Origin of the sequence: Gardnerella pickettii (assembly GCF_029226345.1) — a bacterium.
In the GTDB taxonomy this organism is placed as follows: domain Bacteria; phylum Actinomycetota; class Actinomycetes; order Actinomycetales; family Bifidobacteriaceae; genus Bifidobacterium; species Bifidobacterium piotii.
On record NZ_JAKNCU010000001.1, the window covers coordinates 1,337,520 to 1,364,390 of the forward strand.

Sequence of the window (26,871 nt, forward strand, 5' to 3'; positions counted from 1 at the left end):
TTAGTCATTTTTATAAATAAAAAAGCTGTGACCAACAAACGCTAGTCACAGCTTTTATTAAAGCAATATTAAAATGCTTTTACATAATTATTCGGCAATTGGAAGAGCGCCAGTGTGCCAAATGCGATCGAGGTAATCTTCGATAGAGCGATCAGAAGAGAAGTAACCAGAGTTGGCTACGTTCAACACAGCCATGCGTGCCCACTTCATAGGATCGCGGTAAGTTTCCTCAATTTGAGCTTGAATATCCATGTAAGAGCTAAAGTCAGCCATTGCCATGAAGTAATCGTGAGTAAGCCAATCGTTGACGAGTGGCTCATACACGCTCTTGTCGCCGTTGGAGAATGTACCGTCAGCAACCATGTCTACAGCTGTCTTCAAGCGAGGATCGGACTCGTAGTACTTGCGGGAGCCGCCGTGATCGTAGCCTTCAGCGTAGAGCTTCTCAACCTCGTCAACAGTCATGCCGAAGAGGAAGAAGTTCTCAGCGCCAACGCGTTCACGAATCTCAACGTTTGCACCGTCGAGAGTACCAACAGTCAAAGCGCCGTTCAAAGCGAACTTCATGTTACCAGTGCCAGATGCTTCCTTACCAGCTTGAGAAATCTGCTCATCCAAATCGGTTGCAGGAATCAAGTTCATAGCAAGTTCAATGTTGTAGTTCTCTGGGAAGAACACTGCAAGCTTGCCCTTGCATGCTGGATCGTTGTTTACAACGCGAGCAACATTGTTGATGAGCTGAATAGTAAGCTTTGCCATAGCATAGCCTGGAGCGGACTTAGCGCCGAAGAACACGGTGCGTGGAAGCATCTTGTCTACGTCGATTGTGCCATTCTTGATTCCAGCGTATGTGGAGATAACCTGGAGGATCTTCATGGACTGGCGCTTGTACTCGTGCAAACGCTTAACAATGGTGTTAAACATAGTGTCTGGGTTGATTTCAAAGCCATACTTGTGCTTTGCAAAATCAACGAAGGCAAGCTTGTTCTCCTGCTTGACTTTAGCGAACTTCTTCACGAAGGATGGATCGTCAGCCAATGGCTTCAAACCTTCAAGAAGCTCCAAATCACCCTGCCATGCGTCGGTGCCCAAGCCCTCAGTAATAAGAGCAGACATGCGTGGGTTGCTCAAACGCACAAAGCGACGAGGAGTTACGCCGTTAGTAACATTCTTGAACTTATCTGGGTAAACGCTGGAGAAGTCCTTTAATGTAACATCCTTCAACAACTCAGAGTGAAGCTCAGCAACGCCATTAACGTAAGAGCCGCCGTAGGTAGCCAAGTAAGCCATGCGAACTACAGCACCTTCGCCATTTTCGTCGGCGTCGGTAGCAATGCGCATACGCTCAACCTGATCTTCGGAAACACCCTTGCTGCGAAGCTCGTTGCGGAATTGCTCGCTAATGCCCTGAATAATCTCAAGGTGGCGTGGCAAAAGTTCGCCAATAAGCTTGGCTGGCCAAACTTCCAAAGCTTCTGGAAGAAGCGTGTGGCAAGTGTAGTTGAATGTCTTAGTAGTAATGCCCCAAGCGGTGTTCCAATCGTAGCCGTACTCGTCCATAAGAACGCGCATAAGCTCTGGAATACCAATAACTGGGTGAGTATCGTTCAACTGGAAGTTGATCTTGCTTGGGAAGGTTGTAAGATCTGGCTTATCTTGACCAGGATAGAACACGCGAATAGCGTCGTGAATAGAAGCAGCTACGAAGAAGTATTGCTGCTCAAGACGCAAAGCCTTGCCCTGTGGAGTGGAATCTTCTGGATAAAGAATCTTAGAAATGTTTTCTGCTTCAACCTGTGGCTTAACAGCATCCAAGTACTCAGACTTGTTGAAGGTGAGCAAATCAAATTCGTCGTAAGACTTAGAAGTCCACAAGCGAAGAGTGTTTACGCGACCAGAGTTGTAGCCTGGAACCATGTAGTCAACTGGTACTGCGCGAACAGCCCATGCTGGCTTCCAAACGCGCTTGCCGTTTTCTTCAACAACTTCGCCGCCGAAGTTAACGCGCTGATCTCTGCCGTAGTCAACGTGACCCCATGGCTCTTCGTTGCTAAGCCAGTAATCAGGGGTTTCTACCTGCTTGCCCTGCTCGTCGAAGCGCTGCTTAAAAATGCCGTAACGATATTGGATGCCGTAGCCGAATGCTGGAACGCCGATAGAGGCGAGCGAGTCAATAAAGCAGGCTGCGAGACGACCCAAACCGCCGTTACCTAAACCTGGCTCATACTCAGCATCGATAACATCTTTTGGCTCAAAACCAAGCTTTGTAACAGCCTTGTTGAACTGATCGGTAAGGCCAGCGTTAAGCAAAGCATTTTCAAGCTGCTTGCCCATTAAGAACTCTGCGCTTAAATAGCCAACAGCCTTTGTGTTTCCGTTAATCATGTCATGCTGTGTCTGCATCCAAGAGTCCATCAAATGACGACGGACAGCGGTAGCAGCGGCAACATACACATCAGCCGTAGTGGCCTGTTCTGGGGTGACACCCTGGGTGTACTTCAGATTTTCTTGAAGTTCTTTGGCAAATGCCGCCGCAGTAGTCTTGGCTTTAGGCGCGACGTGTTTAGTCATATTTGACTCCTTGTGCCGTGAATAATATATTTACCTAAAATGTGCGAATAGCAACCCTTGATTATGCTGGTTGTAGCCGCGCCAAATTGCACTTAACAAGACGGTACGCGGCAATGCACACGTTTTCATTGTTGATGATACCACAACCCCAAACCCTTATTAATAATTATTCACAATATGACTTTTATAAAACAACATTAAAATCGCAAATAATACTTAGACAATTCGTGAGATAATTCAAATATGGCTGTTATACGAGAAGCGGATATAAGTGGCGCTAAAAAATCGTTTGAAACGTGGGTAAATAGTGCAAAATCTTATATAAATTCTATGAAAATAGATTCTACGAACAATAAAAAAGATTTGTGCTGCATAAACACAAGCGAAATAGGCGTTAGCGTAAACGATGAAGCAATGGCTGTTAGATACTCGCTTTATGTGCTAGAGCATATAGCTCCAGGATGCGCTGTAGAGGTAAGAGTGGCGCCTTGGGGAGCTGTAAAAATCTTAGAAGGACCACATTCAGATCCGCATAATTTAACACCGCCAGATGTTATAGAACTTGACCCAGATGTTTGGTTGCGACTTTCTTGCGCAATAACAAAATGGGATTACGAGCAGCAAATTGGGAATATAAGCGCAGTTGGAGAGCGAGACGATTTAAGCAATTTGCTGCCCGAACTTACAAAAGCTCTTTTTAATAATTAATGCTAACTAAGGGTATTTGCCTACATGCTTATCTACATATAGAATTAAGCGTTCTTGTGCAAATTCTTGTGCAAAAATTACTTGTTCTTATGCATAAAACTAGGCATAGGCATAGGAATGTGATGATGAACAACGCCAGAATTGCTAGACGACTTGTCTTTAGTAGCGGCCTGAGCGGCAGACTGAGCAGCCCACTCGGCGTAGTCGTCTAAATCGTCATCTCCACTCGAAACGGAATCATGCAAGCTACCAACACTATCATTACCAGCATTAGTGTTGGTGTCTTTAGAATCATCTTCTACAGATAAGCTTTCGGAATCATCTTGATTATCTAGATAATCCTCATTCTTGTAGCTATCAGATTCAAACGGATCGAAGGATCCTTGACCAGGCTCGTGAGTATTAAGCTCTTTAGCAAGCTCGTCGTAATCCGTATCGGTCGTCAGGTATTTGAGCTTACGGGCAATTTTCTGTTGCTTTGCCTTCTGTCGTCCGCGGCCCATCTGACCCCCTCTAATTTACCGAAACAATCAATTCATCACACAAGAGCGTACCACTTTGCCGCAACAGAGTATATTGTCTGAGTGAACTTTTACCATAAAAGCCATATTTTAGGCGTAAAAATCGCAAGAAAAATTGCGTGTGTAAGGAGTTAGAAATGGCAGAAGAAGCACAGGTTACAGCTGCTGGAAACGAGATAAGCGCAAGCTTTGTGGCAGCTCAAAAACGTTCAGACGCAACGCTTGAGAAGCTAAAAGCAAATCCTAGCTCCTTTACAATGCTTACGGGAGATAGGCCAACAGGAAGACTTCACTTAGGTCATTACTTTGGTTCGATTCGCGAGCGTGTCGCAATGCAAAATCTTGGCGTAAACACAAACGTGATTATTGCAGACTATCAGGTGATTACGGATAGAGACACTGTTGAGCGCGTAGAAGATAACGTGCTAAACCTTGTTCTTGACTACATGGCTGCTGGAATTGACCCTAAGAAAACCATGATTTTTACGCACTCCGCTGTGCCTGCAGAAAACCAGCTTATGCTGCCATTCTTGTCTTTAGTTACAGAAGCCGAATTGCATAGAAATCCTACTGTTAAAGCCGAAATGGAAGCTTCTGGTCATGCCTTAACAGGACTTTTGCTTACATACCCAGTGCATCAAGCTTGCGATATTCTGTTTTGCAAAGCAAATGTTGTGCCAATTGGCAAAGATAATTTGCCGCATATTGAGATTACGCGCACGATTGCTCGCAGATTTAATGAGAGATACGCAAAGAAGAATCCTGTTTTTCCAGAGCCAGCTGCAATTCTTTCGGATACGCCAGAAATCCCAGGATTAGACGGCCGCAAGATGAGCAAGTCTTACGGAAACTCGATTATGCTTGGCGCAAGTGCAGAAGAAACAGCAAAGCTGATTAAGAAGAGTCCAACTGATTCTGAGCGCACAATTACTTTTGACCCAGTGGCTCGTCCGCAAGTTTCTGCGCTTTTGACTACTGCTGGTTTGGTTACAGGCAGAGATCCAAAAGATATTGCGCAAGAAATCGGCAACGCGGGCGCAGGAGCACTAAAAGCGTACGTTATTGAATCTGTAAACAACTTCCTTGCTCCACACCGCCAGCGTAGAGCGGAATTGGCCAAAGATATGGATTCAATTCGAGATATTTTGCATGATGGAAATGCGCGAGCTGCTGCGATTGCACAAGAAACACTTGATCAAGTACGCGAAGCAATGAATATGAAGTATTGATTAATTCTTGCTTGATAAAGCTTTCTTGATTGCATATTTTGATTGCATGCAAATAGAACGCGCATAAATAAAACGCCCAGTAGTAGCTGGGCGTTTTATGTTTATTAGCTTATGACTAAATGTCGTATCGCCAGCTTTTATCTGTTATAACGCGCGCAACTGCAAGCCCTAATGGCAAGCAAATAATCACCATAAACGCGCGGAAAGTCCAGTCTAAAGCAGGAAGAGTATTAAACTGACCGAGATAGAACATTGCGCGATACATATAAAGTCCAGGAACCATAATCACAATAGATGGAACCGTAAGACCAATGCGCGGATATCCCAAGTATTGCGGCGCCCAGCCTCTATGCACAATTGCACGCCAAGCGGAAGCCAAAAGACCAGCAAGCAAAGCGCCAGTAAACGCTGCGATCTCTGCAGCTACGCCAAAATCAGCCATTGTTAAGCGCAAAGTATCGGTAATTGCTCCGATTATTCCAGCAACAAAACACATTCGTTGAGGAGAATTAAACAGAACGGAGAATCCCCACACGCCTGCAAACGCTGTAATCATTCTAAGAACAGCATTAAGCCAAGGATTTAAGCCAAGCGGAGTAAAGCCTTGAGGGTCTAGCTGAACAAGGCTTGCAACCATCCAGCCTGCAAGAGTGCCCATTAGAATAATCGCCATTGTGTAGCAAAGCCGCTGAATGCCAGAAGGAAAATCAATCTTAGCAATATCTAAGCCGCCTGTAATAAGCGGGAAGCCTGGAATTACAAACAAAACAGAGCCAATATAAGCCGTATTGTGATGCAAAGCAGAAGGGTCAAAGCAACCAATAATGCGCAAAGAAGCAATGCAACTTAAAGCGCCAACAGCAACAGCAATAAACGTTACAACGAATTGGTTTAGATGATGCATAAACATGCGTCTTCTAACGTAGTGGCCAATTCCAGCGCCAATAAAAGCGCCAAGCATATCGTAAGCGCCGCCGCCAAGCAAAAATGCGAAGGATGCGCATGCTACTGCAGAGGCAAGGCCAGCAAACCAAGGTTTATAAAGAGGCTTGCGGTTTTTGATTAAGTCTAAGCGGTCGTGAACTTGACGAACTGTAAGCGGCGCGGAGAAATCGCCAGCAGGATTTGCGTTAGAGGAAGTAGTGGAATTGTTTTTAAGATCTGAATTCAAATTATTTTGGCTATTTTGAGCATTTTTAACATTCTTGACATTTTGAACGTGAGAAAAATGCTCAACATACGTTTTTTCTGGCTGTAGCGCAAAAATTCCGCGAGGTTTTTCTTTGCGAATCGCCTCTTGAATTGCCATTTTTTCTTCGACTTTTGCAGCGTGCTCCTCCGACTGCTTAGCTGTTTGAACAATCGCATTCTCGTTACTGCTAGCTTGAAGAGTGTCTACTAATTCCTTGGAAACAGTGGCTTTTGAATGATATAAGGAATCGTTTCCAAGTTTAACGTTAAACCAATCTGCAAAATGTTCGAGAAGCCAAATTCTCTCTGTGTTTACGCCAGTAGTAGGAAGATCAACAACTTCTGTAATTCGCTCATGCTTATCTGTGCAAGTAGCTTCAATATCGGTTAAATTAACGTCTGCACGAACATTTACACCCATAGGTTCGCCAACGCGGTGCATAAGCTCGCGAACGCGGTAGCTTCCAGTTCCAGCGCCTAAACCTAAAGCGCCAACGCGAATAATAATGCTGGATTTTGCTGCAATTCCAGCTTGCGTAACTGGTTTATCCCAATCGCGCTCAACATCTTCCATATCTAGCGGAATCGCGTGCGTTTGAAAGCGCCCAGAAGGCTTTCCAACAATATGACCAGTCGAAAGTATTTGCGGCTTATTGCTATCGCTGTTGCTGCCGTTATTATTGACGTTATTGCTATCGCTGCTATCCGCGTTATTCTCTTCTATGCTCACAATTTTTTAGTATACGCATTGCATTGCCTATAAAAAATTTATATAAAAAATCAGTCCTAAGGTCGGTTCACAATTATTTTGGAATCTCGCTGGAAACAAAGGCTGTGGGCTTGCAACTTTTGACCTAAATAACCGCGGAGGAGCCGCGGAAGTCAAACGACCAAGCAACCTTATGACTAGCACAAGGAGGTCTGATGACAACTCAAAATCAACAGGTAACTCCAGCAGACGCAACTATTGTAACGTCTGGTTTAGGGCGAAAAGGCCCCGAGGAGCGCGAACTGCCAGCATCGCTTAAGCAAGACATGGATTTGTGCTTGCATATTCTGCGCGATGTTTTAGGCGAATTTGATGAAAAATTATTAACCGTATTTGACGAAGTGCGCTTAAATGCTGTAGACGCAAGTGCAGCACACTTTAATCAAATGCTTGATGCTCAAGAAACAGAAAACGACGGACTAAGCAAGGCTGTAGAAAAAATCAATGGCATGGATTTGCCAGATATGCAATTGCTTGCGCGCGCGTTTGCTACATACTTCCATCTTGCAAATCTTTGCGAAGAAAACTACAGGGTTTCTGTGCTGCATCAGCGCGAATGCGGCGTTGAGGATTCTAATCCAGTAGATCCAGTGAACGAGCTAACTTGCGCATATCACAAGTTGCTTACAGAAATGAGCCCTGCGCAAGCTAAGGAATTGCTTGCAAAGCTTGAGTTCCACCCAGTTTTTACTGCGCACCCAACAGAAGCTAGGCGCAAGGCTGTAGCTGGTAAAATCCGCAGAATATCGCAGCTTTTAAGTAAGCACAATACTTTAGGCGGATCGGATAAGCGCGAGAATTATCGTAAGCTATACAACGAGATTGACGCATTGTTGCGTACATCTCCAATCGCACTTAAAAAGCCAACTCCTGTTGAAGAAGCGGACACGATTCTAGACATTTTTGACGCCACTTTGTTTAACACGATTCCGCTGGTTTATCGCAGATTTGACGATTGGTTGCTAGGTAAGAAGGCTGGCTTAGTGTCACCGCGTTGCCCAGCGTTCTTCCATCCAGGAAGCTGGATTGGCTCCGATAGAGACGGAAATCCAAATGTTACAGCAAAAGTTAGCAGGCAAGTTGCTAGGAAGTTTAGCGACCACGTTCTTGCTGCTCTAGAAGAGCGCACGCGTGAAGTTGGAAAATGCTTAACAATGGAAACGCGCACAACTCCTCCAAGTGTTGAGCTTTTGGAGCTTTGGAATCGCCAGCGAGAAATGAGCGAGCAGCTAACGGAAAGCGCATCCGACGTTTCCAACAGCGAGCCACATAGAGCCGTTATGCTTGTTATGGCAGATCGTTTGCACAGAACGATTAGCCGAGATACAGACATAATGTATCATTCTTGCGAAGATTTTATTGAAGACTTGCACATTGTGCAAAGGTCGCTTGCGGCTGCTGGCGATTCGCGCGCGGCTTATGGTCCATTGCAAGATCTTATTTGGCAAGCGCAAACATTTGGATTCCACATGGTGGAAATGGAGTTTCGTCAGCATTCGCTCGTGCATTCTCGCGCTTTGGAAGATATTCGCGAACACGGTTTGCATGGGGAGCGCGGCCCGCTTCAGCCAATGACTCGCGAAGTTCTAGACACTTTCCGCGCGCTTGGTGCTATTCAAAAGCGAAATGGTATGCGCGCTGCTCGCCGCTACATTATATCGTTTGCAAAGTCTGCTCAGCATGTTCGCGATGTGTTTGAGCTTAATCGCCTTGCGTTTGCTCACCCACAAGATGCGCCAACAATCGATGTAATCCCGCTTTTTGAGCAGCTTGAAGACTTGCAAAATTCGGTTAATGTTCTGGAAGAAATCATTAAGATTCCAGAAGTTCAAGCTCGCTTAAAGGCCACTGGCCGCAAGATGGAAGTTATGCTCGGTTACTCCGACTCTTCCAAAGACGCAGGCCCTACTTCTGCAACGCTTGCTTTGCATTCTGCTCAAGAGCGCATTGCTCAGTGGGCTAAAAAGCACGATATTGACCTAACGCTGTTCCACGGTCGCGGTGGCGCTGTTGGACGAGGTGGAGGCCCTGCAAACCGTGCTGTTTTGGCTCAACCAGTTGGGTCAGTAAATTGCAGATTTAAGCTTACTGAGCAAGGCGAGGTGATTTTTGCTCGATACGGAAACCCAATTTTGGCGATTCGCCACTTGGAATCTGTTGCTGCAGCAACTTTGCTTCAGTCGGCTCCAAGCGTGGAGAAAACAAACACAGAGATGACGCACAAGTATGCGGATATGGCTCAAAAGCTTGATGTTGCGGCGCATAATCGTTTTATTGATTTGCTTCAAACAGATGACTTTACGCCGTGGTTCTCAACCGTTACTCCGCTTAGTGAGATTGGTTTGCTTCCAATTGGCTCTCGCCCTGCAAAGCGAGGCCTTGGCGCAAAGTCTTTGGATGATTTGCGTACAATCCCGTGGGTGTTCTCTTGGGCACAAGCTCGAATCAACTTGGCAGCGTGGTACGGCTTGGGTACAGCTTGCGAAAAGTTTGGCGACTTGCAAACTTTGCGCAAAGCGTACGAAGAGTGGCCACTTTTCAGCACTTTTATTGACAACATTGAGATGTCTTTGGCTAAAACGGATGAGCGCATTGCTCGCATGTATCTAAGCCTTGGAGATCGCGAAGATTTGAGCAACAAGGTGCTTTCGGAAATGCAACTTACGCGCAAGTGGGTTTTGCAAATTGTTGGAGATAAGTGGCCGTTGCAACATCGCCATGTGCTTGGCCAGGCAATCCGCGTGCGCTCGCCTTACGTGGACGCGCTTTCTGTGATTCAGTCACTTGCATTGCATAAGTTGCGCAACAAGGTAGATAAAGAAGAGCTTAGCGAAAGTCAGCAAGCAGAGTTTATTTACTTGATTCTTTGCACAGTTTCTGGTGTTGCTGCAGGCTTGCAAAACACTGGATGATTTTAATAAATTACTGAATCAAGAAGGCTCTCGTATTTGCGAATTGAAATACGGGAGCTTTTTTGATAATAGGCTTATATTCTTAAACAAAATTCTTATTTACTACGAAAGATACAATATATTCTAAGTCAAAAATTTTAAACTTAAGCAACTGAAAATATTGCCAATGCCAGTGTAGGAGGTAATAATGCAAAAAGAAGTCAGCGAAGATTTTGCTAATGAAGATTCAGTTTTAGCTACATCGGTATTAAGCGCAATGCTTGCGGGGAATCGCAAATTTGCAGACGGCAATTCAGCGCATGCAGGCGTAAATTCAGAATCGCGCATGAAACTTATTGACGGTCAGCATCCTGGAGCTGTTGTGCTTTCGTGCGCAGATTCGCGAGTTGCTCCAGAATTTATATTTGACGCTGGTTTGGGCGATATTTTTTCTGTTCGCACAGCTGGAGAAGTGTTGGATGATGCCGTAATAGCTTCGCTAGAATATGCTGTAAGTGATTTGGGAGTAAAAGTGTTGGCTGTGCTTGGGCATGAGCATTGCGGCGCTGTGCAGACTGTTTTGCCGAATGTGCAAAAGCTGGTTTCTGAATGCGGCGAAGATAAAACAAGCGAAATAATTGAGTCGAGCGAGTCAATATTGCTGCGTTCTTTAGGGCATGCTGCGCTCGCAGGTGTTGAGGAAAATTTGGATACAGATGATATTGAACGTATTCACGTGTCTAATATTTTGGCTGAAATTTGCGAAAAATCACAAATAATTCGCGAAGCTGTTTTCAAAGACGCTTTGATGCTTGTTGGAGCAAGGTATCGAATGAGTGACGGCTTGGTGGAAGTGTTGTCATGCTAAAAACAGAAACCGAAGCAAAAACAACGAGCCAAGTAGAAAAAGCAAGTAAAGCAAAACAAGCAAATTCTGCAAACTATCTATATTTGATTATAGGGATTCCTTTTATTTCCTTGATTATTGCAATGCTTCCAGCTTTGCAAGCGCGTAACCCGTGGTTGCCTGTAAACACTGTTATTAGGGGTGTTTCTGGTTTACTTTTGCAAGCTGTTCCGTTTACGTTGATTGGTGTTCTTGTTTCTGCTGCTGTAGAAACGTGGGTTACGGAAGATTTTATTGAAAAACACGCTCCAAAGTCTATTGCAAACGGCTTTTTAGCTGCGATTCTTGCAGGTGTGTGCGTTCCTGTTTGCGATTGCGTTGTTGTTCCAACTTTTTCTCGTCTTGTTGCGCGAAAGCTGCCTTTGCCTTGTGCTGTAACGTTTTTGTGCGCTGTGCCAGTGGTAAATCCTGTTTCTATTTGGGCTACTTGGTACGCGTTTGCGGATGTTCAAGCAGTTGCTGTAACTCGAGTGGCTTTGGGCGTTGGTGTGGCTCTTTTAGTGGGTGTTAGCTTTGTGATTTTTCCTGTAAAGTCGCAAGTTTTAAGGCAAAATGTATTGGAAAAAGTTCGCGCTGATTGTGCGGATTGTGCGGATTGTGCGTATTGCGGCGGCTGCAATAAGTCGCAAAGTGGCCATTCTTCGTATAAAAATTCTTCCAGCTTTAAGTCTGGTATTAAAAATAGTTTGAAAACTTACGCACATCACATTTATTCAGATTTTATGCGACTAATGCCAATAATTTTGTTTGGAACGATAGTTGCTTCGATTATTCGCGTTTGGCTTGGTGCAGATCCTGCATCAAAAGTTAATACAACAATTGTTTTTGTGGCAATTCCAGCAATGATGTTAATAGCGTATGCAAGCTCACTTTGCTCCAGTTCCGACGCTGTAATCGCGCGCTCTTTGGCCTCCTCGCTTCCAATGAGTTCAGTAATTGTTTTTCTGCTTTTTGGGCCAATGCTAGACATAAAAAATACGCTTATGCTTGTTGAAGATTGCAAAACTAGCTTTGTTTTGCGCTTAATTGCAACGATTGTTGTGTTCTGTTTGTTTGCTGCGCTTATTGTTCATTTTGCGTGGGGAGTAATGCTGTGAGTGATATAAATTCCGCAAATTCCGCAAATTCTGCAAAATTGTCTAAAAAAATAACATTTGCAAGCATTATTCAAGCATTGTGTTTATTTTGTTTTTCTGCAACTTTAATGCACAGTGCTCTAAGTGGATCTTATGCAATTTTGACTACTCCGCGCGCGTTTGCTTATCTTATTTTTGCTGCGATTTTGCTTTTGGTTTTGGGAATTTGCTCACTTTTTGGACTTTTCCCTGCACATGCTAAAGATTGCAAAAAAATAATGGTTTCAATCGTAGCTCCAATGCTTATTATTTTGATTCCACTTCAAATGTCGCAATCGTCTCTTGCTGGCGGTTTTGCAAAGTCGGCAGGCTTTGACGAATATGCATCTGGTCGCGCAATACCAATCGCGTCTAATCGTAAAAATAATAAAAAAAATTTAAGCGGATTAGATGTAGTTAATAAAAAAATTGTTGTTGCAGACGATGATTTTGGCAATTGGTACAACGAAATTGACCATAATTTTGATAAATACAAAGATTATACGATTGTTGTAAAAGGGTTCATAAGCAAAGAATCTACGCTTTCTAAAGATCAAGTTCGCATATCTAGACAGTTTATGTCTTGTTGCATTTTAGATATGTCTCCGTTTGGTTTTGTTGCACAAATGCCCAAAAATATGCGATTTGAGCATCATCAATGGGTTGTTGTTAAAGCCAAAATAGAGCTTGGAAAAGTTGGGCTAAAAGGTTATTCGCAAGATGGAATTGTTCTTAAAGTTGAATCTGCTAGCGTTTTGAATAAAGCGCCTTCGGGGTATTTCTATAGAACTTGATTGCGCGTATTTGTTTATTGTCCGCATATTGTCCGCATATTATCAACATTATTAACATTGCTTTTATATGCACTTTTTATATGAGCTAAATTCAACTAAGATAGCAAGTATGTCGTTGGGTTTTAACATTGCACTCATTGTTGTGTTCCTTTTGTTTGGTTCCATATTTGCAGCAACCGAACTTGCGCTTGTTAACTTGCGATCGTCGCAGCTGGATCGCATGGAATCACAGGATGCGCGAGGAGCGCGCGTAGCAAAAATCGCCCGCGATCCAAACACTTTTCTTTCCACTCTTCAAATCGGAGTTACGCTTTCGGGTTTTCTTTCGGCATCTTTTGGCGAATCTGCAATAGCACCTCATGTTGTGCCATTAGTGGAGTCTTGGGGTGTTTCAAAACATGTAGCAGGCCCGCTTACGACTATTGTTTTAACGCTTATAATATCGTATTTTTCAATCGTAATTTCTGAGCTTGTTCCAAAAAGAATCGCAATGCAGCGATCGGAGCAAATCGCAAGGACTGTTGTTCCTGCAGTAGACGTGTTCTCTAAAATATGCAAGCCCCTAATATGGTTGATTGCTAAGAATACCAACGGTTTTGTGCGCCTTCTTGGGTTCGATCCAAACGAAAAAGAAAGTGAAGTTTCCGACGAAGAGTTGCGCGTTTTAGTTAATTCCAATAAAAAACTTAGTCAAGATGAGCGCACGATTTTAGACGATGTTTTTGACGCTTCCGAGACGATTGTTGCAGAAGTCATGCGTCCTCGTGCAGACGTTGAGTTTTTGGATGGCTCACTAAGTCTAGAAGATGCTGCTGCAAAGATTCGCGAGCTTCCGTACTCTAGGTACCCAGTAACAGGCAAGGATTTTGATGATGTTATTGGATTTGTTCACGTTCGAGATTTGCTGGATGTTAAAGATCCAAACGCAAAAACAGTAGCAGACGTAACTAGAGAGGGAATAAGTCTTCCTGGAACGTCTAAGTTGCTCCCAAGTCTTGAGCTTCTTAGAAAGCGAGGGGTTCATCTTGCGGTTGTTATTGACGAGTATGGTGGAACGGATGGCATTGTAACTCTTGAAGACATGACCGAGGAGCTTGTTGGAGATATTCGAGACGAGTACGACTTGCCAGATGAGTCGGATTTAAGCCGCGATAGCAAGTCTACAGCGTTTGTAAACGGAGTAGCTACTGTTGATGGCGGAATGACGATTGAAGACTTTGCAGACGTTACTGGAATCGAATTGGAAGATGGCCCTTACGAAACGGTTGCAGGGTATTTTCTGGCTCGCACAGGCTCGATGGGTAAGGTTGGCGCTGTTTTGCACGATGCGGATGGCTACGATATGACTGTTGCAGAAGTGGATGGTCGTAGAATTGCTACGATTGAAGTTAGAAAAACAGAGCAAAATAAAGATTTGAACAAAATCAATAACAAAAATTAATAAAAAACAAAAAATGGAGGATACTATGGCTTTAATGCATATTGTGCCAGGTTTAGACGAAGTTTCTAGCGAAAAAGCTATTGCGGTTTTACAAAATCGTTTAAGCCACGAGCAGGAAGCTGCTTTAGTCTTAAAGCATGCGCATTGGAATGTTACGGGTCCAGACTTTATTGCAGTTCACGAAATGCTTGACCCTCAAGTTAGTGAAGTTTTGGCTCAAGCAGATGAGACAGCTGAGCGAATTGCAACGCTTGGAGGCTCGCCATCGGGTCGCGCGGACGATATTGTTGCATCGCGCACATGGAAGCGCTTTTCTCTTAGTGGCAGAAAATCCACTAAAGAATATTTGCAAGCATTAATTGAGTATTACAACGATATGATTGCGGACGATAGAAATGCCATTGCACAGCTTGATAATCTTGATATTGTTAGCTCGAATATTATTCAAGACCATGTTCAGCAGCTTGAAAAGTTCCAGTGGTTTATGCGTAGCCATTTAGAATAATTTTGTAGAATAATTTTGCGACACGCTTAGATTTGCTATTTGACATTTTCTGTGTCTGTGCTAATCTAACTACTTGTATGTTTTCAACATACAAGTTGGGCCCGTAGCTCAGGTGGTTAGAGCGCATCCCTGATAAGGATGAGGTCGGAGGTTCAAGTCCTCCCGGGCCCACGAAATTGAACATCTTGTTCTTTTTCTCCAATGGGGCTATGGCGCAGCTGGTAGCGCATCTGCTTTGCAAGCAGAGGGTCAGGAGTTCGAGTCTCCTTAGCTCCACAAATAGGGTTTCTAGCCAATCGCTAGAAGCCCTTTTTTGTACAATCGCTCTGTGTAGCGTTCGGCCTATAACCCTGATTTTTGTTCATGTGTGATTCTTGACACAGCAGCTGTGTCAAAGTGTCAGCTCATTTATGAGGGGATTTGATACCTTGTATAGATCGTTGATAAGAACGTTTTTGATGCTGTGTCAGAGATTTTGTTGATAGTCAAGGGATTCAAGTCTATGACACAGTCAACACAGTAAAAATAAACCTCATATAGGAAATTTTATATATACACTCCTCTCTTATCTGTGTTATGCGATTTTTTCTTATAGGGATTTAGAAAAATGCTGTGCCAGCTATGTTATGAACCCAGATGTACAGGTCTAGTTCCTTGTTCTGGAAGACTACCTCATTGGTGTGCTCTAGCAGGAAATCGGAGGGCGGAGATGATGAAGTATTGGAATATCTCGTCCTCCAAATCGCCGGTTATCAGCTTTAGCGGACGGCTTGCAATCTCGTTGGCGAGAACCATGCCGCCCACCTGCCTTGATAGGTCTTCGTAGGTCTTGATGTAATCGTTGAAATCCATGAAATCCTCCTTTGTTTCGTGCAATCTCGACCGTCTTCAGACGGTCTTGCTGGATACGAAAAAGGTTGATTTATCTGGTGAAATGTTGTACAATAATACGTAATTACGGGAATACGTACACAGGAGAGCTTTATATGAATAAGAAAGACGAAAAGAAGCCCTCAGGAGACGTCAGGCGAACGAAGCTGACGCTCTCTGTGACGGCAGAGGATAAGAAGAGATTGAAAATCATTGCAGCCAAGAGGGAGAAATCTATCTCAGCAATGCTGCGTGAGTGGATTGAGAAAAATGCAGAGGAGGCTGAGGGGTAATGGCAAAGAATTTAACTGAGGATGAGGTACGTGATATTGCTCGTAATATCCTCGGGTTCAAAGATAAAGCAGGCGTGAAGTCTGGCGTTGGTCAGTTGACGACATTCAATCAACTTGGTTTTTTGGGTGTATCAGACAAGCCAGATGGATGGTATCTGCCAGACAATCATGCAGATACAGCCGTTGTGCTTGAAACTAAGGCAAGCAAGATTAGTCTCGGCAAGGCACAGGTTGATGAGGTTCTGAAAAACATCCGTATCATCGAGGAGAAATACGAGCATGTTGTAGGTGTTCTCTACAATGGCGACGATACGCGCGTGTTCAAGGGTGAGAAAGAGTACAAGGCACAGGGCAGCAATGTTCTGCATAACGTAGAGTATTACGTTTCACTCTTCAACGTCGATAACATTGATAAGGAACGTATCTACACTCTGACAGCAAAGATTAACAACTGCCTGCACTTCGAGTTTGGCATCAAGAACCTGTATCATCGCATGATTTTCACAGCTTGTGCGCTGGTTGCTGAGCGTTACGGTGCTGGACTGAAGAGGCTTAAGGATATGGGCTATCAGACGTTTCATACGGCGATTCATTCGGTTCTGTCGAAATCGCTTGAGAGCAGCCGCAACCAGAACACGAAGATTGACATCTTGCTGGAGGAGTATTCCGACATCAAGATGAACACGACGGACAATCAGAAGGCAATCAATGATTTCATTGATTGGGTAGTTGAGATTTCTGAGTGCGTCAATTCTAGTGAATGGCGCGGAGAGGATGTTATGGGCATCTTCTTCAATGAGTTCAACCGTTATAAGAAGAAGTCGGAGTCGGGGCAGATTTTCACACCTGAGCACATCACCGACTTCATGTATCGCATCCTTGAGGTGAACAAGGATGACCGTATTTTGGACGCAACGTGTGGCAGCGGCGGATTTTTGGTCAAGGCGATGGCAAATATGATTCAGGAGTCAGGTGGCTCACAGACCAATAAGGCAAAGGAAATCAAGAAACATCAGCTATACGGTATCGAATTTGACCGCGAGATTTATGCCCTTGCCTGCGCAAACATGTTGATTCATAAGGATGGAAAGACAAATCTCGAACAGCTGGATGCTAGAACGGAAAAGGCTGCCGAGTGGATTGGCAAACAGGAAATCACGAAAGTTCTGATGAATCCGCCGTATGAGAATAAGTACGGCTGCATGAAGATTGTCGAGAATGTTCTTGACGGCGTGCCTGCCCATACAGCCTGCGCGTTCATCCTTCCAGATAAGAAGCTTGAAAAGGCTTCAAAGGCTCAGATGAAGCGAATCCTTTCACATCATCGCCTGAAGAAGGTAATCAAGCTTCCTGAAGACCTGTTTTTTGGAGTGGGCATCACTACGAGCATTTTTGTGTTTGAGACTGGTATCGGACAAGACGCCAAGGACATTTTCGCTTGTTATATGGAGTCCGATGGGCTTGCGACAGTCAAGAACAAAGGCCGCCATGATGTGCACAGCAAATGGGCTGCTATCGAGGACTACTGGGTCGATGTGGTCGAGAAGCAGTCAGGTGACGACACATGCCAGTGGGTCAAGTCTGACGAGCACCTGTCGTATCAGGTTCCACAGAAGCCTTTTGCGATTTTTGAAGAAGACTTCAAGAAAACCGCTATGGACTATCTCATGTTCAAGGAAGGAATCGATGCTAAGACTTTCGGAGAGAAGCTGCTTGAAACAGCAATGTATTCGAGCATAGTGAGCGCAGATGATGCGAGCGTGAATATTGCTCTGAAGAAGGGCGGTGAGAAGAATGAATAGGATTGATACGAGTAAGTGGAAGCCATTTGCCATTGGGGAATTGTTTGAGGTGAAACGACCTGTTGCTAGAAGTCAAGCAGCATACTCTGATGGTAATGTTCCATTTGTGGCATCTGGGAATTTCAATAACGGTGTAGTGAAATATTGTGAACCAAAAGATAATGAAGCATTGGATGCCGGAAACTGTATTACGGTTAGCCCATTAGATGGGTCTGCATTCTATCAAGCGAAAGATTTCCTTGGTAGAGGTGGTGCTGGGTCAGCAATTTTGCTTTTGTATAGCGATAAGCTGACTGAATTAACAGGATTGTTTATTGCGGCAGCTATACGAGCCTCGCTGACAAGATATTCGTATATTGACCAGCTAAATTCGCAAACAATTGTTGAAGAACATATCAAATTGCCTGCGGATAAATCAGGTAGCCCTGATTGGGCTTATATGGATTCGTTCATGCAGAATGTCATGAACGAATCTAAGGCTTGCCTTGGCAATCTAAGGCTTGCCAAGGAAGAGAAGTCTGCGGTTGATGTATCTAGTTGGCTGCCGTTTAAGATTGGAGACTTGTTCGAGAAGTTACAGTTGAATATCAAGAACCCTGACTTCAACAAGACGTTAGATGTTTCAGAGGAACAGACCAGAGAGTTTAATCTACCTCTGGTAAACGCTAAACATGGCAATAACGGCATTATGTATTACGGGCGTGAATCAGACTTTGAGACCGCTGAAATGACAATAGACATTGTGCAGAATGGAGCAATAGCTACAGGCGATGTTTATGCGCAGCCTCAGAAGACAGGCGCTTTGTGGGACGCATACTTGATTAAGCCATTTGCAGATATTCAATCTGAGTATACGTTGATGTTCCTTTCCACAGTGATTGAACGTTCAATCAAGGAGCATTTTAGCTATGAAGATAAATGTGTGTGGAATAAAGTATCGCAGCTGTATGTGTCTCTTCCTGTTGATAAGGCGGGGTGTCCTGATTGGGCATATATGAATTCGCGCATGGAAGCTGTATTAACGCAAAGCAAGAAATCAATGAAAGAATTGAGGGAGGTGAATTATTAGGTGCCAAATAGAAAGAAGTTTAAGTAGAATGACAATAATCTAGCCGTTGCCTACTATCGCTACTCCTCACACTACCGTATTCTTTTGTGCGTGCTCCTTGTGCTTGCGCGCGTCTTGTTATGTGAGAATGCTTCTCATCAAGGCCGTTTGATAAACTGAATTTGTTAAGTCAATATAACCTCTTACGCCGTGTATTGAGTTTGCTGTTATAAATAGCTGCTCAATGGGTTAACAAGGCGTGAAATCGTGTGTTAGCAGCGTTTTGCGCGGTTAACCTGATCAGCGTAAGGAAAGTGTATGCGTAAACTTTTAGCGTATTGCCGTCGTGCTCCTCAATTAGTAATTGTTTTAGTTTTGTTCCCGTTTATTGCGGCGTTTTATTCTAGCAATTTGACTTTTATACTCGATTTTTGCAAAGTTATAAGCAAAGAGTTAAATCACCTACTTTCGTTAATAAACGTTGATTTTAATGCGCAAATAAGCCTTACAATCGGGCAAAGTATAATAACATGTTTAGTTTTATACACATGTGCTAAGTCGCTTTTAAGTATGATTGATGATTTGGCGCATGGCACGCTTGGAATTGACTTGCTTGCGTTTGTGGCATTGCTCGCAACGCTTTGTATAGGCGAATTTTGGGCAAGTTATTTGATTGTTGTAATGGTGTTTACAGGCGGCGCAATCGAAGACTTTGCGCAAGATGCAGCGCAAAAAAATTTGTCGCTTTTAGTAAATGCGTCTCCTCAAACCGCGCATTTAATGACACTTCCTGGAATAGTGTGCGGTGAATCTTGTGAGCAATGTGCTCTGCTTGATCATAATCATTTTAGAAAAGTAAGCGATGAATCTTCGCTAGAGGAATCGCAAGAACCTCAAGATTTTACTAATTGTGACTCATGCAAAAAATGTCACAATAGCTCTAAAGAATGCCCAATATTGCAAGAGGTAAAGTCTTCTAGCCAATTACAAAGATACAAGACAGTTCCAGTTGAAGATCTAAAAATAGGCAATGTAATAGTTGTTCTTCCAGGAGAAACAGTTCCTGTAGACGGTGAGCTTTTAAGTGGTTCTGCGGTTTTAGACACAAGCGCAATAAATGGCGAGTCACTTCCGCGCGAAGTGTTTGCTGGCGCGCAAGTGTTGTCTGGATGCGTAAATGGCGGCGTTGTGTTGATTATGCGCGTAACTAAGTTATCGCAAAATTCGCAATATCAAAAAATCATGAAGTTGGTTGAATCTGCAAGAAGCTCCAAGGCAGCTGTAGTTCGATTTGCGGATATGCTTTCCGTTCCATTTACGGTGCTTTCTTTTGTGATCGCATTTAGCGCTTGGGCTGTATCTGGTCAGGCTTTAAGATTTGCGCAAGTGTTGGTGCTAGCTACGCCTTGCCCGCTATTAATCGCCGTGCCAGTGGCATTTATGGCAGGAACAGGAAGACTTGCAAAGCTTGGGATTGTTGTAAAAAGTCAGGATGTTTTAGAGCAATTAAGTTGTGTAAGTGATGTTTTCTTCGACAAAACAGGAACGCTTACTGTTAAGCAGCCTCAAGTTGTTAGAGTGGATTTAGCGAATCATAAAGATAGCGAAAATCAGGAAAATCAAGAAAATAGCGAGTTGCAAAATAGAATACTAATGTTTGCAGGCGTTTTGGAAACATACTCGCAGCACATTCTTGCAGGAGGAATTGCAAAAGCTGGAGCAGATCTTTGGCAAAACACGCATCCGTCTGCCGTTCCGCAACTTCCAAGCGTTCGCGAATATCCAGTTATAAGCGGTGTTAAAGAAACTGCTGGGCAGGGTATATGTGCAAGTGTGGATGGCGTAAACGTTAGAGTTGGGCGAAAAAGCTACGTTTTGAATGTGCCAGCTGGCTGCCTCGAGGAAAAGTCGCAAGCAGCCGAAGATAAAGACACACGCGCAAATGTAGAAAATATAGAAAATGCAGAAGATGCAAAAAATGTAGAAAATGTATCAAAAATAGAAATCAATTTTGAAGAGCTTTCTGCCGACGAAATGGCAACATACGTTTCTTTTGATGGCAAACTTGTTGGGCGAATTGTTCTAAAAGATGTGCCTCGAGAAAATGCAAAATCAACGATCCAAAAGCTAAAGGAGCTTGGCGTTCGTTCAATAAGCATGCTCACAGGAGACGGCTTGCAGGCTGCTCAAACAATAGCAAAAAGCGTTGGTATTGAGCGAGTAAAGGCTAATTTGCTGCCACAAGATAAGCTTGAGTGCATAAAACAGCACTATAACGGTTATAAAAGCGAAGAAGATTGCGGCAGATTTGGCAGTTTTGGCATATTTAGCAGATTTATGCATAAGAAAAAAGATAAGCGCGTAACAATGATGGTTGGAGATGGCGTAAACGATGCCCCAGTTTTGGCTGCAGCAAACATTGGCGTGGCTTTAACAGATGGCACAGATACAGCAGCTTCGGAGTGCGCGCAAGTTGTTATTATGAACAACAACATTTATGCTGTAGCAAACGCTGTAATCGTTGCAAAACACACGAAGCGAGTTATGGTTCAGGCGGTTATGCTGGGAATTGGTTTGGCTGTTATAAGCATGATTGCGGCTGCTTTTGGGCTGATTCCTGCCGTTCTTGGAGCTATGATGCAAGAGATGATTGATGTTGTGTCAATTTTATGGGCGCTAACAGCGTTGAAAGGGAAGCGCGCGTGATTTTGCGCGTATAAGCGTAATGCGAATATGTGCATAAGTATCAAGAGTTTATATGTGTAAATGCGAATATGTGGATAAGTACAAGTGTGTATAAACAATAAATGTGTATAAGTGACAATATTCACTTTGCTCTTTTCTTGAATGAACCAAGGCGCTAGTCTAAGTAGTGGAGCATAAAAGCCAGCGATTTTATTTAAATCTTCAAAAAGATTAGGCTTAAGAATGCTCGAAACACGCAAAATGTAATGTTTTAACATAACAAAATTTGAATAACAAAATTTGAATAACAACATGGGAAAATTTATGGAAATGAATTATGATGCGGATTCGCACGAATTGCGAATCGCAGTTATTGGCGCGGGGCCTGCTGGAATCTATTCGTCAGATATTTTCCTTCGTCAGCTTAAAAAACTAGGCGACGAAATGGGCTTAGGTACGGCAGCTAGAATCGATTTATTCGAAAAGCTACCAGTGCCATTTGGGCTGGTTCGATATGGCGTTGCTCCAGACCATCCGAGTATAAAATTCATTGCAGATGCTTTGGCTAAAACGCTTGATAATCCAAATATTCACTTGTATGCGAATGTTGAATTTGGCAAAGATATTACACTAGAAGATTTGTTGCCGCGCTATGACGCAATTCTTTTTGCTACGGGCGCTGTAGAAGATAAGCTGATTAGTATTCCGGGAGCATCGTTAAATGGCGTTTATGGCGCTGCAAAGTTTGTGGAATGGTACGACGGATATCCTACCAGCGAGCGTACGTGGCCGCTTGATGCAAGCGAAGTGGCTGTTATCGGCGGCGGAAATGTTGCTATGGATGTTGCGCGCGAGCTTTTGCGAGATGCGGATTATCTTAGAGAGCACACGGATATTTCCGACGATGTTTACAATGGTTTGCTTAAAAATCAGGCTAAAACACTTCACTTGTTTATTCGACGAGGCGTTGCACAAGCTAAATTCTCTGTGCAAGAATTGCGCGAGATGGAAAAGCTTTCTGGTGTGCAAATAGTTGTAAACGAAAGCGATTTTGACCTGGACGACGAAACAATTGATGTTGCTGGAAAAGACAAATTGACTCGCCAAATGGTAGAAGAGCTTTTTGCTATACGCGATTTGAGTGAAGATATGCAAGACGGCGGAAACGTTGACTTTGAAGGCAATCCTGCAAATAAGCGCTACGTTATTCACTTTAACGCAAATCCAGTTGAGATTCTGGGAGAAAATGGGCAGGTTGTTGCGATTCGTGTAGAGCGCACGGCTACAAGCGCGGATGGCAAAATGACTTGCACTGGCGAGTTTGAAGAATATCCAGTTCAGGCAGTTTACCATGCGATTGGATATAAGCCTGCGCAAGTTAGTGGAGTTGCTTACGATTCTTCTCGCGCACTTCTTGCAAACAACGATGGCAGGATTTTAACTTCTGCGCAAAATGGGGTTGTTTGCCCACGATTGTATGCAACTGGTTGGGCTAAGCGAGGGCCAGTCGGGTTGATTGGTTCTACAAAGTCGGATGCTTTGCAAGTCGTTGAAAATATGCTGGAAGACTTAGCAAAAAGTTCGACCGAAGAATGTGAAAGCGCGCTTCCTGAGATTCCTGCACTTCCTGGAAGATTGGCAACAGATAGAGACCCTAAGTCTATTGAAAATCTTCTTGAATCTAGAGGAGTCAAAGTGGTTGATTTTGAAGGGTGGAAGAGGATTGATGCTTTCGAGGTGGAATCTGGATTAGCGGAAAATCGCGCTCGCAAGAAAGTCGTATCTAAACAAATGCTTATGGATATAGCGGAAATTAAACAATAGTTTATATTAAGTTTACGCATTGATTAGTACGCATTGATTAGTGGCCATTAAACTGTAGCCAAATTGCGCAGAAAGTGGCCACTTTTCAACATTTATTCACCTGTTTTAAGTGTGTTAAATCATAAACATTAAATATACAGTTTTCATTCAGCAAAATTACAGTTGCGATTATTAGAATCAAAATCATGTTTGGCAACATGGGTATGCGCTATTTCAATAATTTGAAAACAGTATTGTTGTTTTCTCTAATATGGCTATTTGCTGCTTTGCTGTGGATTGTTGCTGGATTGCGTTTGTCGATGCTTGTTTGGTTTGCAATTATTGCAATAATTTTAAGCTTATGTGCTTATTGGCTTTCTGGAAAAGTTGCCACTCGCATTATGCGTGCTAGCGAAATTAGCGAGAACGAAGAACCTGTTTTATATGGCATTGTTCGCGAGATTTCTGCGCAAATCGAAAAGCCTATGCCGCACATTTATGTTGCTCCAACAGATAGTCCGAATATTTTTGCAATTGGTAGAAGCGAACGTCACGCAACAATTTGCTGCACTCGTGGTCTTTTGAATATTCTAAACGAGCGCGAGTTGCGTGGCGTTGTAAGCCACGAGCTTATTCATGTTTACAATCACGATATTTTGAATTCAACGGTTGCATCTGCAATAGCAACAGTTATCACGTATTTTGGGTACGTGCTTATGTATTCGGGAAGTGAGTGTGCAAAATCTGCTAAAAGGCGTTGCCCTGTACTAAAAGTTATTGGCAAGGTTTTAAGTGCCATTTTTGTGCCGCTTGGTTCTCTATTTGTTAAGCTTGCGATTTCTAGAGCGCGCGAGCTGGATGCAGATCGAAGTGCAAGCATGCTTACTGGCGACCCCGCGGCTTTGGCTTCTGCGCTAAACAAAATTTCCTACGGAGTTAAGATGCATAAGATGGATTTGCATTCGGGAGTGCAAGCTATTGCTTCACTTATGATTGTAAATCCGTTTGCAAACTACGATTCCAAGCTTTTAAAGCTGTTTTCTAGGCAGCCAGATGTTAACAAGCGAGTCGACTCTTTAATGCTTATGTCTAGTAAGATGGAAAGTCTTGTGCAAGAAGATGTGCGTGGAGAAATCGATCATATTGAGCATGATAGCGATAGCGTGTTTCGTTTTAAGAATGGCGCTAAATACAATGTTGAATACGGCAAAGGTGTTTCTGACGGAGTTGTAGCAGTTAGCGGAGCGTGATATTCTTAGATGGTTTGCTTTTTAGATTGATTCTTGAGCGCTTATTTGCTTGTTTGCAGGCAGATTATCGGTAAGGATTAGTCGCAAGCAACCGAGCATGCGGACATAGTTCATCGGTAGAATGGAAGCTTCCCAAGCTTCAGAGGCGGGTTCGATTCCCGTTGTCCGCTCCAATTAAAAAACGTTGATATATCAACGTTTGTGGCTTGTTTTTATGTCTTAAAAATACGCTAAATGTGAAAACAATGTGCAAAATTCTATAATTTTTTTTTTAATATTGACACGAAAATCTTAGTTAAATTAAAATCGTATTAAATCCTCTATGGAAGAGGATTTAATTGGGCAGGAGGTTTTTTTTATGTTAGATATGTTGTTTGCACTTGTTGCTGTTATATCAATGTTAATAGGCTTGGTTTTGTCTGTAATGCTTTGGGTTAAAAGCAGCAAATCAGCTAAAGAGTTGTATAAAAACGCATATGTATATGCGATTGTTGATGTTGTATTAGGCGTATTGTCTTGGGCAACTTATGCTGCGACTATCAATTCCGTAGATGTTGATGTGCGTGAATTCTACACAAATTATTTTGCGGCGCCATTGATTGTTCTTGCTGTTCTTGTTGTAAGCATTGCAGCTATAACCATCTTTAAAAGTAAAAAAGATAGCTATGTAGCATAACTAGATTAAACAGTTATTAAAAATAATAGCCTTCTGAGTTTAATTAAAATTCAGAAGGCTATGTTTGTTATATGTTGTGTTTGGTTTGATTGTGATTTGTTGATTTCAGTCTGAATTCTGTGTGTGATATTTAGACAAAAGATGTATAAATCGTAGTTTTTGTACATTGGATGTATAAAAAATTGCACATTGAATGTACAAAAAATACGATTTTTGTGTATACAAGTTTTATAATCGCGCGCTGTGGGAATGCAATGCATTTGAGTGAATATTGCAAAGTTTCATATTGGAGAATGCTTTATATTGTTCTTATTTGGATGTTAAGCTGTTGGACAATAGTTCAGCTCGCCCGAGTTTTCTCAGTGTGGGCTGATTTTCTTTCTCCACTAGAATGGTCTCGCGCCAGATAAAAATCTTTGTGAGTGCACCACTCATAGAAAATAGTTGGATTAATCAATATATTGGATCAATCAATATAAAAAGCGCTGACTTATTTATGCATTAATACATACTTTGTAAGTCAGCGCTTAGTTTATTGTTAGCAAATACGCGAACTAGTTGCCTATTGCTAATTACAAATCACTAATTAACAATTAGCAATAAATTAGAACGTGCGAACATTGTAGAAATTATTAAGCTCTTCCATCCAACGCCCAGTACCAGATATATCTCCTCTAGTTCCTACGGTAAACCCTGGGAAATTGTTCATTCGCGGTTCAAGGTAGCTTCTAGAGCCATGACCTTCTGCAGAATTGCCAACACTTATAGCTCCTGCAAAATTGCCCACAGAACGAATAACTCTGTCGTTGTCTACTTTGTAATGAACGGCATAACCTTCGCGAGTCAGGCGATTCCCTGCGTTTGCTGCAGTGCGAAGCCAACGGTTGAAGATATTTCCCCAAATTTGAGGGGCGTTGAAAGTGTAGATCTTCTTAAGCCAAGAATATCCTTTACCGTCTGCGCGAATCAAAGCTCGTTGTGCCAAATAGCCTCCAAGGGAATGGCCAGTAATATATAGATTATTTACAGTGTTTTCTCTACCATAACTCTCAATAAGCTGTTCAACATCGTAAGCCTGATCTGGATTGTGACCCACAGCTATTGCAAAATCATCGTCATAATCATTGAATTGAGAAGTTCCACGAATTGCAAGAACTTGAACAGTTCCTTGCTCTAAGAACGGATATGGACTTACGTTTTCAAACAAGACAGCGTCAAAGCCGCCCCTCTTGTGGTAGGTTTCTTTAACTTTCCAGAATGGAGCTATCTCATTGTGCATAAGACGATACTCATTGCGGTTCTTATAAATGTCATGAAGTGGTTTAGTGTAATCAAGAACCTTGTTTATATAACTGTCATCGCGATAAGAAAGTTCAGAAAATAGCGTCATATCTCTTGGGCTTATATCCCATCTGCGAGGATTGCTGTCTTGATTATCTGGAATGCCATCGCCATCAGTGTCATTCATCATAGGGTGAGAATTGTACCCATAATAAGTTTTACCGTCTTTAGTATAAGTGTAAATTTCTTGCCTATTAGTTAAGCCGTCGCCATCTAAATCAGCATTTGGGTCGAGAGGCGTTTTGTGATACAAAGCCATGTCTAAAGCTCCAGGAAGCTCCAGCTTTATATCTCCATTTGAAATCTGTTTAGCTGTTTTCGCTGTAAGAGGAGTGTGTGCTTCTGTAAGTTGTTCGTTTTGAGTATACGCCATTGCTGGTGTAGTAATACTTAACATGCTTAGCATAAGGCAAAGGCTTGCAGATAAGCCTACTAGTTTTAAGCTTTTCTTCATGATTCCT

The 26,871-nt window shown here is 43.0% G+C and carries 20 protein-coding genes and 3 tRNA genes; 18 read left to right on the top strand and 5 right to left on the bottom strand.

Annotation, left to right across the window (positions count from 1 at the left end):
• Positions 1–87 precede the first annotated feature (87 nt).
• A complete protein-coding gene (locus MAF46_RS05420) occupies positions 88–2,571 on the bottom strand; it encodes a glycogen/starch/alpha-glucan phosphorylase (RefSeq protein WP_060785766.1) in 2,484 nt (827 codons plus the stop codon).
• 243 nt (positions 2,572–2,814) lie between these two features.
• Here MAF46_RS05420 and MAF46_RS05425 point away from each other — a divergent pair, with 243 nt between their 5' ends.
• Positions 2,815–3,279 carry a sterol carrier family protein gene (locus MAF46_RS05425; protein ID WP_004131216.1) on the top strand — a complete coding sequence of 155 codons (465 nt, stop codon included), beginning with the start codon at positions 2,815–2,817 and terminating at the stop codon, positions 3,277–3,279.
• Between the two features lie 77 nt (positions 3,280–3,356).
• Here the strand turns inward: MAF46_RS05425 and MAF46_RS05430 are convergent, their stop codons facing one another.
• The gene (locus MAF46_RS05430; RefSeq protein WP_004131217.1) at positions 3,357–3,782 is read right to left on the bottom strand and encodes a DUF3073 domain-containing protein; all 426 of its coding nucleotides are present in this window, start codon (positions 3,780–3,782) and stop codon (positions 3,357–3,359) included.
• A 155-nt stretch (positions 3,783–3,937) separates the two neighbouring features.
• Between MAF46_RS05430 and trpS the strand changes: the two genes are divergently transcribed.
• Entirely contained in the window at positions 3,938–5,029 is a 1,092-nt protein-coding gene (trpS, locus tag MAF46_RS05435) for a tryptophan--tRNA ligase (protein ID WP_020757601.1), read from the top strand.
• Between the two features lie 115 nt (positions 5,030–5,144).
• Here the strand turns inward: trpS and MAF46_RS05440 are convergent, their stop codons facing one another.
• Complete coding sequence (locus MAF46_RS05440) at positions 5,145–6,950, bottom strand: threonine/serine exporter family protein (RefSeq protein ID WP_060785765.1); 1,806 nt, start codon at positions 6,948–6,950, stop codon at positions 5,145–5,147.
• A gap of 194 nt (positions 6,951–7,144) precedes the next feature.
• On the opposite strand from MAF46_RS05440, the gene MAF46_RS05445 reads away from it, so the two are divergent.
• The 8 genes from MAF46_RS05445 to MAF46_RS05480 all read left to right on the top strand — a co-directional run bounded on the left by MAF46_RS05445 (position 7,145) and on the right by MAF46_RS05480 (position 14,918).
• Positions 7,145–9,901, top strand: a complete 2,757-nt coding sequence (locus MAF46_RS05445) for a phosphoenolpyruvate carboxylase (RefSeq protein WP_060785764.1) — start codon at positions 7,145–7,147, stop codon at positions 9,899–9,901.
• Positions 9,902–10,088: 187 nt separating this feature from the next.
• Entirely contained in the window at positions 10,089–10,748 is a 660-nt protein-coding gene (locus tag MAF46_RS05450; protein WP_004131224.1) for a carbonic anhydrase, read from the top strand.
• Positions 10,742–11,884, top strand: coding sequence for a permease (locus MAF46_RS05455; RefSeq protein ID WP_004131225.1), 1,143 nt, complete (start codon positions 10,742–10,744; stop codon positions 11,882–11,884). The genes MAF46_RS05450 and MAF46_RS05455 overlap by 7 nt, the downstream gene beginning before the upstream one ends.
• Positions 11,881–12,696 (top strand): TIGR03943 family putative permease subunit, encoded by an 816-nt coding sequence (locus tag MAF46_RS05460; protein WP_060785763.1) that lies wholly within the window; start codon positions 11,881–11,883, stop codon positions 12,694–12,696. Before MAF46_RS05455 ends, MAF46_RS05460 begins: the two co-directional genes overlap by 4 nt.
• 109 nt (positions 12,697–12,805) lie before the next feature.
• Positions 12,806–14,137 carry a hemolysin family protein gene (locus MAF46_RS05465; RefSeq protein WP_060785762.1) on the top strand — a complete coding sequence of 444 codons (1,332 nt, stop codon included), beginning with the start codon at positions 12,806–12,808 and terminating at the stop codon, positions 14,135–14,137.
• A gap of 25 nt (positions 14,138–14,162) precedes the next feature.
• Positions 14,163–14,642 carry a Dps family protein gene (locus MAF46_RS05470; protein WP_004132408.1) on the top strand — a complete coding sequence of 160 codons (480 nt, stop codon included), beginning with the start codon at positions 14,163–14,165 and terminating at the stop codon, positions 14,640–14,642.
• 97 nt (positions 14,643–14,739) lie between these two features.
• Positions 14,740–14,813: transfer RNA gene (locus tag MAF46_RS05475), tRNA-Ile, on the top strand.
• Positions 14,814–14,845: 32 nt separating this feature from the next.
• A tRNA-Ala gene (locus MAF46_RS05480) sits at positions 14,846–14,918 on the top strand.
• A gap of 396 nt (positions 14,919–15,314) precedes the next feature.
• Here MAF46_RS05480 and MAF46_RS05485 read toward each other — a convergent pair.
• Positions 15,315–15,494 carry a hypothetical protein gene (locus MAF46_RS05485; protein WP_230953885.1) on the bottom strand — a complete coding sequence of 60 codons (180 nt, stop codon included), beginning with the start codon at positions 15,492–15,494 and terminating at the stop codon, positions 15,315–15,317.
• A 134-nt stretch (positions 15,495–15,628) separates the two neighbouring features.
• Here MAF46_RS05485 and MAF46_RS05490 point away from each other — a divergent pair, with 134 nt between their 5' ends.
• From MAF46_RS05490 to MAF46_RS05525, 8 genes are all read left to right on the top strand, one after another.
• The gene (locus tag MAF46_RS05490) at positions 15,629–15,805 is read left to right on the top strand and encodes a ribbon-helix-helix protein, CopG family (RefSeq protein WP_155640122.1); all 177 of its coding nucleotides are present in this window, start codon (positions 15,629–15,631) and stop codon (positions 15,803–15,805) included.
• On the top strand, positions 15,805–17,607 hold the full coding sequence (locus MAF46_RS05495) for an HsdM family class I SAM-dependent methyltransferase (protein WP_060785761.1): 1,803 nt from the start codon (positions 15,805–15,807) through the stop codon (positions 17,605–17,607). The genes MAF46_RS05490 and MAF46_RS05495 overlap by 1 nt, the downstream gene beginning before the upstream one ends.
• Positions 17,600–18,676 carry a restriction endonuclease subunit S gene (locus tag MAF46_RS05500; RefSeq protein WP_020757051.1) on the top strand — a complete coding sequence of 359 codons (1,077 nt, stop codon included), beginning with the start codon at positions 17,600–17,602 and terminating at the stop codon, positions 18,674–18,676. Before MAF46_RS05495 ends, MAF46_RS05500 begins: the two co-directional genes overlap by 8 nt.
• A 297-nt stretch (positions 18,677–18,973) precedes the next feature.
• Positions 18,974–21,361: a heavy metal translocating P-type ATPase gene (locus MAF46_RS05505; RefSeq protein WP_020757052.1), complete on the top strand. Its 2,388-nt coding sequence runs from the start codon at positions 18,974–18,976 to the stop codon at positions 21,359–21,361.
• 303 nt (positions 21,362–21,664) lie between these two features.
• The gene (locus MAF46_RS05510; RefSeq protein WP_032817632.1) at positions 21,665–23,164 is read left to right on the top strand and encodes an FAD-dependent oxidoreductase; all 1,500 of its coding nucleotides are present in this window, start codon (positions 21,665–21,667) and stop codon (positions 23,162–23,164) included.
• A gap of 185 nt (positions 23,165–23,349) precedes the next feature.
• Positions 23,350–24,393 (top strand): M48 family metalloprotease, encoded by a 1,044-nt coding sequence (locus MAF46_RS05515; protein ID WP_060785760.1) that lies wholly within the window; start codon positions 23,350–23,352, stop codon positions 24,391–24,393.
• A gap of 99 nt (positions 24,394–24,492) precedes the next feature.
• Positions 24,493–24,566, top strand: a tRNA-Gly gene (locus MAF46_RS05520).
• A gap of 185 nt (positions 24,567–24,751) precedes the next feature.
• Positions 24,752–25,069 (top strand): hypothetical protein, encoded by a 318-nt coding sequence (locus tag MAF46_RS05525; protein ID WP_060785759.1) that lies wholly within the window; start codon positions 24,752–24,754, stop codon positions 25,067–25,069.
• 604 nt (positions 25,070–25,673) lie between these two features.
• Here MAF46_RS05525 and MAF46_RS05530 read toward each other — a convergent pair.
• Positions 25,674–26,864 (bottom strand): lipase family protein, encoded by a 1,191-nt coding sequence (locus MAF46_RS05530; RefSeq protein ID WP_060785758.1) that lies wholly within the window; start codon positions 26,862–26,864, stop codon positions 25,674–25,676.
• Between the last annotated feature and the right edge of the window lie 7 nt (positions 26,865–26,871).